This window comes from Enterococcus ratti (assembly GCF_001886195.1).
In the GTDB taxonomy this organism is placed as follows: domain Bacteria; phylum Bacillota; class Bacilli; order Lactobacillales; family Enterococcaceae; genus Enterococcus_B; species Enterococcus_B ratti.
This window is the reverse complement of record NZ_JXLB01000014.1, coordinates 1-12,774: the sequence shown is the minus strand read 5'-3', so window position 1 is coordinate 12,774 and position 12,774 is coordinate 1. Positions and strand designations below refer to the sequence as shown.

Below are 12,774 nucleotides of genomic sequence, written 5' to 3'. Positions count from 1 at the left end.
GTCACAATGGATTTATTTCGTAAGAAAGAAATCAATCTTAATCAAACAAGTGGCTTGAAGAAAGACTTAAAAACGTCTGATTTAATCATGCTTGGAATTGGCGCAATTATCGGGACAGGAATATTTGTAGTGACAGGGGTTGCGGCCAATCAAAATGCTGGTCCAGCACTGTCACTTTCATTTGTTTTAGCAGCAATCGTTGTGGTTTTATCAGGTTTAAGTTTTGCAGAGTTTGCTTCGCGAGTACCAGTAATCGGTGGACCTTATGCGTATCTTTATGTTGTTTTTGGTGAATTTGCTGCTTGGTTCACTGGTTGGCTGCTAATCGGCGAGTTTTTATTAGCTGTTTCGTCTGTAGCATCCGGCTGGTCTGGTTACGTTCAAGGTTTTTTAGAAGGATTTGGCATACATCTACCACAAGTTTTAACAAGTGGCTACAATCCTACAAATGGCACGTACGTGGATTTGATTGCTGTATTGGTTGTTATTTTTGTCACCTATCTTGTTTCTTTGGAAGCCAAAAAAGCATTGCGATTAAATAACATCATGGTCTTTGTAAAATTTGGCATTATTGCTTTATTTGTTGTTGTAGGTATCTTTTTTGTAAACCCTAAAAATTGGCAACCATTTACACCTTTTGGTTTTGCTGGGGTCTTGGATGGTGCTGCGTTGGTGTTCTTTGCTTTCTTGGGGTTTGATTCAGTAGCAATGGCAGCCGAAGAAGTAAAAGATCCACAAAAAGATGTGCCTCGAGGAATCATCGGTTCTATCTTAATTGCAACGGCTTTGTATATTGTTGTCACCTTGATTTTAACTGGAATCGTTCCTTTTACTGAATTAGGAATCAGTGATCCAGTTGCTTTTGCCATGCGTTACGTTGGTCATGGAACGATCGGGGCAATTATTGCAGTTGGTGCCATTTTGACCTTACTGACTGTAACCATTTCTATGATGTATTCATTAGCAAGATTATTATTTGCTGTTAGTAAAGATGGACTTTTGCCTAAATTTATGACAGAGATTGATCAAAAACATCGAACACCTAGAAAAGCGACTTATGTTGCAGGAATAGTAGCTTTGTTTTTTGCTGGTTTTTTTCCTTTAAATGTTCTTGCCGAATTAACTAATATCATGGCATTAACCTATCTGATGTTAGTCAGCCTTGGCCTGCTTAAATTAAGAAAAATGTTCGGCAAACCTAAATCTGGTGAATTTAAAGTCCCCTTTGTTCCTGTACTGCCAATGATTTCTATTATCACTTGTTTGGTTTTAATGCTACGTTTACAGGCACTCACATGGATTGTATTTGGTCTCGTGATGGCGCTCGGTTTAGTCATTTACTTTGGTTACGGTTATAAACACAGTAAAATGAATGAATAAACAAAAAAACTTTCGATACGATTTTTTAATCGTCGAAAGTTTTTTCTTGTTTATTGTGTTAAATCTAGTAATTTTTGTTTCAAATCATCTTCCATATGACTCAATTCTATTTCTGCATGGCGACGTTTTTCTTTTCCTTCTTTTTGAATACGTAAAGTTTCTTGAATTGTTTCAATCAAATCATTTTGTGTCGTTTGCAACGTTTCAATATCAACGATACCACGCTCATTTTCTTTGGCTGTTTCAATGGCAGAAATTTTCAACATTTCTGAATTTTTCTTTAATAAATCATTGGTCGTTTCAGATACTTGGCGTTGAGCCGTTACTGCATCTTTTTGGCGAAGCAAAGTCAACGCAATAACTACTTGGTTTTTCCATAAAGGGATAGCTGTTGTAATGGAAGCTTGAATTTTTTCGGCTAACGCTTGATTGGTATTTTGAATTAAGCGAATTTGAGGAGCCTGCTGAATTGTAATTTGTCTGGCTAAACGCAAATCATGCGTCCGCTTATCTAAACGATCAAGAAATTGCGTATAATCGTTGGCAATTTGAACATCCATTTGATCACCAGTTTCTTCTGCTTTTTTCATTGCATCAGGAATAATTTTTGTTTGAAGTTCTTCCATTTTTAATTCACCTGCTGCAATGTAAATATTTAGTGCATCGAAATAGTCTTTATTTTTTTGATAAAGTTGTTCTAACATCAGATTATCTTTTAGCAGACCGTCTTTTTCTTTTTCGAGTTTTACAGAAATTTTATCGATTTGTGCGCCGATTTTCTGATATTTAGCGGTTACTTCATAAATTGACTGTTTCACTTTTCCAAACATTCGTTGAAAAATATTTCCTTCACCTGCACGCAATTCATCAGGATTTGCTTCTTGCAAGCGATACATTAATTCAGTCAATGAATCACCAACTGGTCCGATATCTTGTGCTTGTACGTGGTTTAACATCGATTGTGAGAATTCACTTAACTTTGTTTGAGCAGCAGAACCATAACTGATTACAGATTGTGCATCCGCTGTATCAATTTTAGCTGCCAGTTCTTTGGCTTGTTCTTGCCTTTCAGGCGGTAATTTATCAAGTAAACGAGTAGCCGTTTGTTGTTCTTGTAAGGCATTGATTTCAGATTGTTGTGTTTGCGTTAATTGATCTGTTGGAGTAGAAAAAGGATTATTAAGCAAATCGTCAAGCGTGTCATTCACAGGTTTTACTTCTTTTGGTTTATTTTCCATCAAAACTCCTCCTTGCGTTTCTCTTGTTTATAAAAAAATTAGAATGAATAAAGGAGTGTCTAAGCAATCAAACACTCCTTTATGAAGCTATTTACAGTTCAACGAAACTTACTGGTGTTTCTCCTCATTATCTCGCTTTAAGCTTTGTTTCGCAACTGATATCTCTACATCTAAATCTTCTAAATCGTCCGAGACAAATTGTTGATAATCTTGAGAAATTAGATGAGCAAGCTGGTCAATAATTTGTGAACTTTCTTCTAATTTTTCATAAGTTTGCTTGTTTTTGATTTCATGATCATTGATTTCAATGTATTTATTTGTCAAGTCGACCAAATTTGGTAAATGAGTGTATAAAAATTGACTTGCTTCATGTAACCGGTTTGGCTCTTTTACTAACGCTTTGAAGAGTGCTTTTGCTGCTTTTACCGTATCATGACGAAGATCGACAGCTTTTAGTTTAGCTGTTTGTTGCATATTTTGTTGTAATTCTTCAATTTCTAACTTTGTTTGATTCATTGTTTGTCTAAAAAAATTGATTTCACTTGGCGTCATGCCGCTTTTAATGTAATGAGTTTCAAGTTTACTAGACAAATCTGGTATTTCTGTCTTTGCTGTTTTTTTCTTACTAGAACCCGACAATCCCCATATCACTAAAATTGTACCGATTACTAAGACGATGGTGACTATAGAAAAATGACCGTTATGAATCAAAAGCAGCCCAAACAATAAACTCAAGATCCATAGCCAATTTAGTTTACGCATAATAAGCCCTCCAAGTATATTCATCCATTTAATAATGTTTTAAATCCACCCTTATTCTAGCATACTCTGCCTAAGAAAGAGTATCAGACTAAAGAAGGATTTTAAAGATTTAGAAATTTTCTAAGCTTTACTATGGTAAACTAATAGAAATACGAGAAAAATTAAAAAGTAAATCAAAACTAGTTATTATGACAAAGAAAGTAGGAAATTTATGCTAAACGATAATCAATTTGAAGAAAAAACAATCAAGCGTAAAGAAATTTATCGTGGGGCTATTATTGATGTGATGCTGGATGAGGTTCGTCTACCTAACGGCGATCATGCAAAACGTGAATTAGTTTTTCACTCTGGTGGTGTAGGAATTATTGCATTTGATGAGCAAAATCGGTTATTATTGGTAAAACAATTTCGAAAACCATTAGAAAAAACCATTTTGGAAATTCCTGCAGGTAAGATCGATCCGAACGAAAGTCAGACGCCGGAACGAACGGCAGCAAGAGAATTAGAAGAAGAAACCGGCTATCGTGCTGAAAACTTTCAACAGGTAGCATCTATGTATCTTTCTCCGGGATTTGCAAATGAAATCATGTATATTTATCATGCCATTCATTTAAAAAAAGTACTTGCCCCACTTGCTCAAGATGAAGAAGAAGTGCTTGAATTATATGCGTTGACCTTGCCACAAGCAAAACAAGCGATTGCAGATCAACTTATTTGTGATGCGAAAACCATTTACGCTATTCAATATTGGGAGCTAATGATCAAAGGAAAGTAGAGGGGTCGGTTAATGGTCAAAGGACCACTGATTACGCGAAGCGAATTGCGTAAACGACAGCAAGCACAAGCTCGCGAGTCATTAAAAAGGCAAAGAAAAGAAGAAGCTGCTTATCAGCAAGAAGAAAAGAAAATCGCTAATTTTTATCGAAGAGAAAAAAAGCGCAACAAACCTATTACTAAAACAAGGATAAGTGAACGGGAAAAAACGAAAAAGTGGAACTCCTTTTTGATGAAATCTTTAATTATTGTTATTCTATTATTAAGTGCCGTTTTTCTAGCAGTCGCATTTTTTTAGAAAGAAGGGAAACATGATGAAAATTGGTATTATTGGTGCAATGGATGAAGAAATTACTATTTTAAGAAAAAATCTCAGTGAACCATTATCATGGGAGCGAGCAGGTGCATTGTTTATCTCAGGCTCTCTAGGCAGGCATGAAGTCATTGTTGTTCGTTCAGGAATCGGTAAAGTTTTGGCTTCAGTTACAACGAGCTTATTAATTCAACAATATGGCGTAAACATGGTAATTAATACAGGATCTGCAGGTGGAATTGGTCAAGATCTGCAAGTAGGTGACGTTGTGATTTCTGATAAAGTGGCTTATTTTGATGCTGATGCTACAGGATTTGGGTATAAACCAGGGCAAATCCCGGGAATGCCCCTTTATTATGAAGCAAGTACGTATCTTCGAACAGAAATGACCAAAGCAGCAAAAGCAACTAATTTAACTGTTAAAGAAGGATTAATCGTTACGGGGGATACTTTTGTTGATTCGTCAGAGAAGGTAAAAGAAATATTGACGTATTTTCCAGAAGCATTAGCTTGTGAAATGGAAGGAGCTGCTGTCGGTCAAACGGCTCGTCAATTTAATATTCCGTTTTTGATTGTTCGTGCTATGAGTGATACAGCGGATCATGCTGCTACACAAAGTTTCGATGAATTTATTGAAGAGGCTGGAAAACGTTCAGCTGAAATGGTCATGGATTTTGTAAAACATCTTATATAGGAATCCATTAAATGAAAACATTGCTTTCAATTGATTATACGTATGACTTTGTGGGAGATGATGGAAAGTTAACTACAGGAAAAGCTGGGTAAAAAATTGAAAAAGTGCTAGCGAATTATACAAAAAAATTCATCAAAGAAAATGAGTTTGTGGTATTTGCAGTCGCTGCCCATGTCCAGTTGGTAAATTTCACTAAAAGATAAACGAAGGAAAACATTATTTTGTAGCTTTAATTCATGCAGCAAAAAAGTTAGATAGGATAATATTCTATCTACTAAAAAACGATCATGAATTTGACATGGTAAAATCTGTGTAAAAAAAATAAGCCGATTAATCGGCTTATTTAGTGTGCTTAAAATTTGTTATTAAAAAATGCAATTTACTACTTGATTTCATATAGTTAGTCTCACTTTCGATTGGATAATCTCGTCATTCAACTTTACTATCTCTTAAAAGCCTTGTATCGGCAACGATACAAGGCTTTTTTTAAGAAAAGAGCTATTCTCTCTTAGTTCCACCGGAAACAGAAAGACAAAGATAAAATCATTCCGCTTAAATTATCTTTTTCTGATGTCATAATAGCGTTACGAAGCCCTTTGTGTTTTTCGCTTGCCCTGCTTTGTGTGTTCGCATCATTCCAATGGTTGCTCTAGTAACAGTATCACAGCCAGTCGAAAACACAAGGATAACATAAGCGAGCAGGCTTGCCCTTGTGTTTTCTTGGTGTCTATGGTTTGTTTTTTCACTTCATAGCAGAGAAGGTAGAAAGATGGAAAAACGAATATCTAAAGCCGTGAAAGTAGAGAGGGTGGGAAGTATGGCTAAAATAGAGATGTACGAGTAAGCACCATAGATCAAAAATTAGATTGACAGTTAGAATTGTTATCAAAGTGTGATAAATCACAATGTGTTCTTGTCGTACAAATTTATCGATTTCCTGTAGGTATTCTAATAAATTTAAAGAAAATTTTGCACAAAAGAAACAAAACAAGGTGTCAAAAGGCATTTATGAGTTATCTATATGTAATATGATAGAAATATAGAAAATAAATTCTATATTTTATTAATCAAAATCAAAGGAGTAGGGAAAATGAAAAAAGACACGTTTTATTGTTATCGTTATTTTTAAGGGTTGAATAATAAGCATAATTGTCGAAAAAAATAAGTTCAATTTAAAAAAAGAGGTTGTGAAATTAGCTCAAAACTATTTAAACGTTTTGATGTAAGCGAAACTATGACTACAACTGTAATTGCAGAGTCTATAGAACCTCACGCTAGATTATAAAGTAGATGGAAAATATTGATTCACAAAGTTTCTACTTATCTACGATTAATTAAAAAAGAATTGTAAATGAATAAAACAAAGTCACGGATATTAATATATTTCTTTAAATTAGATGGAATAAAAGGAAGGAGAACTTTTTTATGAAGAAAAAATGGATTTATAGTTTAATAGCTACGACTCTGTTTGCACCGTTAGTATTTTCCAATGTTTATGCTGAAGGAGAAACAGAAGTAAAAAAACAAACGGGGGATCATAGTAAGACTCAGGTAGGTGTTTTGGGGTACTATTACTATGGTGATAGCTTTGAGAAACCTGCATTTATTAGTATGGATACTTACTCTGATGGAAAGCTTCATGTCAATTCTGAAGATATGGCAAAAATCCAAAATGTAACGAAAGAATCAATACAATCGGCTCGTTGGATCGGTCAAATACAGATTCAACAAACAGGAGAGTATGAATTTTCTACGACTGACAATAAAAATATACTTTTGCAAGTGGATAAACAATCGGTTATTGAAAATGGTAGGGTAAAAACGATCCACTTAGAAAAAGGTATATATCCTATTGTGGCTGAGTACCGAACGGATCAGAAAGAGAGTCAAATTTTTAATCTAGATTTATCTTGGATGAACACAAAGACAAATAAAAAAATAAATACTAACGAACAATTGTTACGTCCAGAACTTGAACCGGGGAAAAGTGAAGAAACATTGGTGAAAAAAATAGATGAAAACAAACCTACTGTTCGAGAAGATTCTTCTGTTGATACAGACGATGATGGAATATATGATGAGTGGGAGAAAAATGGCTATACGGTCATTAATAGGATTGTAACAAAGTGGGATGATTCATACACCTCAAAAGGATTTACTAAATATATATCAAACCCGAACCATGCACATACGGCTCGTGATCCATATACAGACTTTGAGAAAGTAATAGGAGATGTGGATGAAGGGATGAAGTGGGAAGCCAGAGATCCGTTAGTAGCTGCTGTACCTGCAATCTCTGTTGGTATGGAAAAAATGATTTTATCTCGTGTAATTAATGAAAATAATGAACATGGCGCCTCTGATTCAAGAGAAACAGGCTCAAATACTACTCGGGCAAATACAGAAGGAATAAGTGTAGGTGGAGAAATATCTATGATGCCCAAGGTATCTATAACAGGTAATTATTCTCATACAAATACACAATCAGTTGAAAGTAAAAATACTACGGGAAAAAATTGGGAAACTAGTATCGGTTTAAATAAAGGTGAAACAGCGGATTTAAATGCCAATATTCGCTACTATAATACTGGTACAGGTGTTATCTATGGCGTAAAGCCAACCGTTAACTTTGTGTTAGAGAAAGATACGTTAGCTACAATTACTGCACAGATCAATCAAACAGCGGAAGATCTGGGACCAGATGAAGCTTATCCTGAACGAAGATTAAACGGTCTTGCACTGAATACGCTCGATGAATTCTCGTCACGACTCATTCCTTTAAATTATGAACAAGTCCAAAAATTAGATGATGGTAAGCAACTTCGATTGGAAACCACCCAATTTTCCGGAGACTTTGTGAAACGTAGTGCTTCTGGAGGGAATGTTATAGGTGGAAGTTGGGACTTATATATTCCTCAAATTCATAAAACGACTGCGGGTATTACTCTTGATGTTGGCACTGAAGAGGCGATTGAACGAAGAATCGCAGCTAGAAACACCAAAGACCCGAATGATTGGACACCTGAGTTAACCATAAAAGAGGCTATTAAAAAAGGATTTGGAATAGAAGAAAATAATGGCAAGCTCTCTTACTATCATGAGGCAACAGGGAATCATTTATCACTAAATGAAGAGGAATGTTACTTTATTCTTGATAAGAAGACAAACGAAGAAGTAACACGCCAAATTCAAGAAAAAGGATTAAAGAATATCTATGATGTTACCATTCGACCAGGAATGAATGTCCAAATTATTACATCGGATTACGTGGAAGCCTGTGATAGGGAAGTACAAGAACTTTTTACCAATAGTTCAAAGAACGAATTGAAAAAAGGAGTGACACAAAATACGCTTGATTCATTGCGTACGAAGCTTAATTTTCTATCAAATGCTGAATTAGAAAAGATGCAGATCGGAAAAGATTTAGAAAGAGCACAAGGTTTGTTGATTCAAAAATCTGTGAAAGAAATTACACTTACTCAAAATGATATTTCCTTTGTTTTGGATGAAACGATGTATAAAAAATATCTTTATCGTGCCACTGTAAATGATCAATATCTAGCGTCCGTCGAGTATGGAAATGCCTATTATCTTTATTCTATGAATACAAGTGAAGGAAAGAAATTTTTTAACACTAGAGGTTTAAAGGAGGCAAAAGATATCTTTACGTTGGATGCAGAATATAATGGAAAAAGATATCCAATTTACGATAAAACTTTAGATGGCAAAGATCCTATTGATTCTCGCATAGAAAAAACACATAAATTTGTGGACTGGCAAAATGGATTTCTTGGGTATAAGTATAAAATTGGAATGATACTTGAAAAAATACCAGAAAATATTTCTTCTCAGATAGCCTCTTACAAAGCGATTTTTAAAAATGAAAAAGGGATAGAAACTACTTTAGATGAACTTAAAGTGACAGATGGGAATCTATTGATTTTGACATGGGGACTGCCTGTAGATATCACTCAAACTGTAATTGAAATATGGGCCAATAAAAGGGATGGAGAAAGTGTTCGAGCCTTTTCTAGTACAGATGTAGTGATACCTCTCACAGGAGGTATATAATGCAAAAAAAATTTAGGATTTTCTTTGTTTTTGCTATCTTCCTTATCTTTATAACAGGGATATGTACGGCTAAAGCTTATGCAAATGATGATGTTCGACCAGACTACAAAAAAGACGAACACGCCGCAAAAGAATATGGAGATAAAAAGGCAAATGAATTCAAGGAAAAACTCACAAAAGTTGAAAAAGGTACGCTGGTTGATATAACAAGAGAGAATTATATGAATTTGAAAGAGTTAAATAGACGCTTTGATACTGGAGATGAGATTGGTAAAGTTGAAGATTTAGAAGACTATCTAGAGATAGTGGAAGAATTAGAAACACTTTTTGATAAAAAAACAGATAAAACAACTGCTACGCAATATATCTACTCCTTTTTATCTCCAGAAAACTTAGGATTTTCTACGAATGATTACTTTGACAACAGTAAAGAAATTGATCAAGAAAAATTTGTAGATTTTATAAATAGTTTTCAATATTTCCATGTTAACGGTTACGTACTCGGCGATTTGTACCAAAGAGCTCCAAATAACGAGGAGCGAATTATTATGAAATTAAAAGTACCTAGAGGAACGGAAATAATGTATTTGGGTGGAAGTGAGATCCTTTTAAATAAAGATATAGGTGTACTGGTGGATAGGATTAGTTTGGTAAATGAAGGCAGGCAATACATTAAAATAGAAGCGGAACTAGTTCCAGAAGAAGTCGTCATTAAAGAACTACAAGTGGATGAAAAAATTTTAAATGACCGCATCAAATATGAAATAGGTATTGATGAAAACCGTATCCACCTTGAAGCTAAAAGTTTTCGAACCAATTTAGTGGCGGAGAGAGCGAAAAATATTATTGATTACTATTTTGCCAATTTCCCTAGTCCACTATTAAAAGAGGTATTTACAAAAAAACTTGACATGCAATCCAATTATCTCCAATTAAATTATGTAGATAAGAGTATTCTTTCCAAGGAAGAAGAAAAGGAAGTGGGGCATTATAACTTTTTTACGAATGAAATTACTGTTGATCTTTCAGCAAGACAATTTATGGAGGAGCCGGAATATAAATTTGCAGACGGTTTTTATAAAACAGCAGCACATGAGCTAGGTCATGCGGTCGATTGTTTATTATTGGGCACAGAAGAATCATCATGGTCAGAAACTGATAGAAAATTTATCAATTTGTATCTTGAAGAAAGTAAGAATTTAACGAACGAAGTAACTTCGCTCGTTTACGATCCAGAAACAGATTCTATGGTATTGTATGGCACAACAGAGTCAGCAGAGTATTTTGCGGAAGTATTTTCGGCGATGTATTCGAGTGAAGAGCATTTAAAAATATTGATTTGGGAACTGGTCCCGAACACATGTAAATATATCGAAGAGAAGATGAAACCATACATGTAAGTTGAGACTACAATTATGTTTGTTTATTTATCAAAAGATTGAGTGGAAAATGATGAGGGCAATTCAAAACTGTAGATTTTAAGATCAAAATCATAATATAAAAATATCAACTTTCTAAAAGGAATGCATATTCGTAAAAAGGATTTATCAAAAAGGCGGTAGCTATATCGGTTACGAATGGGCGTTGAACCATTTTGAAACGAGATTAATTAAATGAATCAAAACCAAGTATCAGATGTTGATAAAGCTATAAAGAATAAAATAGCGCTAAAACAAAAAGTGTTAAAACGATTGATTCATTTTTCCCTCTTTTTTTCTCTTATCAATCCCTTAACGATTGTTACGCTCATTCAACAGTGAATAAATGAGAAGATTGTTTATGCTCTTTTTTTGACTTTTATTGAGCGTTTAAAAAATTTATCGATTCTAATGAAATCAAAGTTTGAAAATTTAAATACTAGTTTGAAGTTTTTAGTGAGAGTGGTTCTTTTCCGTGTATAGTCAAAGGCGAGTGGAAAAAAAGAACGATTGAAAGTGGAATGGATTGGTTGCTACTTGACAATAAAAGAAATAACCTATAAAGTCTCATAGAAAAATCTAGTTTCTAAGGAGTAAAATTTTATAATGAAATCTTTTTTAATGTTGGGACAATCTAATATGGCTGGTCGTGGTTTTTTACATGAAGTGGGGCCTATTTATAATGAAAAAATAAAAATGCTTCGTAACGGGCGTTGGCAGATGATGACAGAGCCCATTAACTATGATCGCCCCGTTTCTGGCGTAGGTCTAGCAGCTTCTTTTGCGGATGCTTGGACAAAAGATCATCCGAACGAAGAGATTGGCTTGATTCCATGTGCAGAAGGAGGAAGTTCTCTAGAGGAATGGCATCCTCAAGGAACGCTTTTTCGCCATGCCTTATCTGAAGCACGATTTGCCCTTGAAACCAGTGAAATTTGTGGGATACTTTGGCATCAAGGCGAAAGTGACAGCTTTCATTCTTTACATGAATCCTATTATGAAAAACTTTGCTTTATTATGGAGACGCTGCGTCAAGAGTTGAATCTTCAAAAGATACCATTATTGATCGGTGGATTAGGCGATTATCTTGGAAAATCAGGATTTGGGCTTAGTGCTGTTGAATTTCAAGAAGTAAATAAGCAATTGTTTCGATTTGCCAGTGAACAACCAAACTGTTACTTTGTAACAGCACGAGGTTTAACGGCAAATCCTGATGGTATTCATTTAAACGCTGTTTCACAGAGAAAGTTTGGTTATCGCTATTATGAAGCATTCTTGAAGAAATGTCATGTGTTAGCACCTCTTGTAAATGAAGAGTGTCAATTAAATGTGAAAAAAAACTACTCGAAAAATGAGCAAATCTATATTCAAAGTTTGAATTTGGCGTTAGGAAAAATTACGTTTAATGAATTAATGAAGAAAATAATGGAATCTTAACTTTTTTGTCTTAGGGTGTTGTTGAAAAAACAATCATGTGTAGAGATAATAAGAGAAAAGATAACATGTTGTCTGATTGTTTAACAGTTACTTGAGCAATAAATGAAGACGCAAAAATAAACCGTTACTTTTACGCTTAATGTTGGTAAACTTGTTTTAGATTGTTCGAAGTATTTATTTTTGGTAATAGGTCAAAAATGTGACTGGGAAAATGGTCCTTTTAGAAAATAAACATGCTAAGATTAGAGGGTAAAGTCATCGACGGATGACTTTACCCTCTATTTTCCTTTTTTAGGTTTATAGTTAAGAAGTGAAAGGAAGATCGACCATGGCCTCATGGGCTTCGAGTTCCTACAAAAAAATGGTCTCCTTTACTGTTATTTTAAAATCTGGTTTAAGTATGTTGGGACTTTAAGCTCGTGTTTAGGAAATTAGGGACGAAATGAAACAGTGAAGAACCTTTCAGACAAAAAGAAAGAAGATGAAAAGAATGGCTTATGTGTTTGTGTTAGATATTTCTATGGGAAAAAGTTACAAAGTGCTTGGATGATCTTTGCCTTTTTGAGGGAGAGACTCTTCATACAAAATCAGGGTTTAGCACCTTCTTCAAGAAATTTTGGCTCTGCCTGAAACGTCAAGTATTGTGTTTGAGTCAACTGACGTTTATTCAAAAGTAATCGAAACGTT

General features: G+C 34.5%; 10 protein-coding genes and 1 pseudogene. 9 read left to right on the top strand and 2 right to left on the bottom strand.

The features are described from left to right. Nucleotides 1-6 precede the first annotated feature (6 nt). On the top strand, nucleotides 7-1,380 hold the full coding sequence (locus tag RV14_RS07835; RefSeq protein WP_071855726.1) for an APC family permease: 1,374 nt from the start codon (nucleotides 7-9) through the stop codon (nucleotides 1,378-1,380). Between the two features lie 50 nt (nucleotides 1,381-1,430). Here the strand turns inward: RV14_RS07835 and RV14_RS07830 are convergent, their stop codons facing one another. Beyond that, nucleotides 1,431-2,618, bottom strand: a complete 1,188-nt coding sequence (locus RV14_RS07830; protein WP_071855725.1) for a toxic anion resistance protein — start codon at nucleotides 2,616-2,618, stop codon at nucleotides 1,431-1,433. Nucleotides 2,619-2,726: 108 nt separating this feature from the next. Then, nucleotides 2,727-3,380, bottom strand: coding sequence for a 5-bromo-4-chloroindolyl phosphate hydrolysis family protein (locus tag RV14_RS07825; RefSeq protein ID WP_071855724.1), 654 nt, complete (start codon nucleotides 3,378-3,380; stop codon nucleotides 2,727-2,729). A gap of 211 nt (nucleotides 3,381-3,591) precedes the next feature. Here RV14_RS07825 and RV14_RS07820 point away from each other — a divergent pair, with 211 nt between their 5' ends. From RV14_RS07820 to RV14_RS07790, 8 genes and pseudogenes are all read left to right on the top strand, one after another. Continuing rightward, nucleotides 3,592-4,155 carry an NUDIX hydrolase gene (locus RV14_RS07820; protein WP_071855723.1) on the top strand — a complete coding sequence of 188 codons (564 nt, stop codon included), beginning with the start codon at nucleotides 3,592-3,594 and terminating at the stop codon, nucleotides 4,153-4,155. 12 nt (nucleotides 4,156-4,167) lie between these two features. Continuing rightward, the gene (gene macP / locus RV14_RS07815) at nucleotides 4,168-4,452 is read left to right on the top strand and encodes a cell wall synthase accessory phosphoprotein MacP (RefSeq protein WP_071855722.1); all 285 of its coding nucleotides are present in this window, start codon (nucleotides 4,168-4,170) and stop codon (nucleotides 4,450-4,452) included. 16 nt (nucleotides 4,453-4,468) lie between these two features. Further along, nucleotides 4,469-5,161: a 5'-methylthioadenosine/adenosylhomocysteine nucleosidase gene (locus RV14_RS07810; protein ID WP_071855721.1), complete on the top strand. Its 693-nt coding sequence runs from the start codon at nucleotides 4,469-4,471 to the stop codon at nucleotides 5,159-5,161. Nucleotides 5,162-5,172: 11 nt separating this feature from the next. Further along, nucleotides 5,173-5,334 (top strand): annotated as a pseudogene (locus tag RV14_RS12705) (cysteine hydrolase family protein); the annotation flags it as partial. A gap of 1,252 nt (nucleotides 5,335-6,586) precedes the next feature. Beyond that, on the top strand, nucleotides 6,587-9,232 hold the full coding sequence (locus RV14_RS07800; protein ID WP_071855720.1) for a binary toxin-like calcium binding domain-containing protein: 2,646 nt from the start codon (nucleotides 6,587-6,589) through the stop codon (nucleotides 9,230-9,232). Next, entirely contained in the window at nucleotides 9,232-10,632 is a 1,401-nt protein-coding gene (locus RV14_RS07795) for an ADP-ribosyltransferase (protein WP_071855719.1), read from the top strand. The genes RV14_RS07800 and RV14_RS07795 overlap by 1 nt, the downstream gene beginning before the upstream one ends. Nucleotides 10,633-10,845: 213 nt before the next feature. Then, nucleotides 10,846-10,992: a hypothetical protein gene (locus RV14_RS12250; RefSeq protein ID WP_167359846.1), complete on the top strand. Its 147-nt coding sequence runs from the start codon at nucleotides 10,846-10,848 to the stop codon at nucleotides 10,990-10,992. Nucleotides 10,993-11,256: 264 nt separating this feature from the next. Then, on the top strand, nucleotides 11,257-12,087 hold the full coding sequence (locus RV14_RS07790; RefSeq protein WP_217265349.1) for a sialate O-acetylesterase: 831 nt from the start codon (nucleotides 11,257-11,259) through the stop codon (nucleotides 12,085-12,087). Nucleotides 12,088-12,774: the final 687 nt, after the last annotated feature.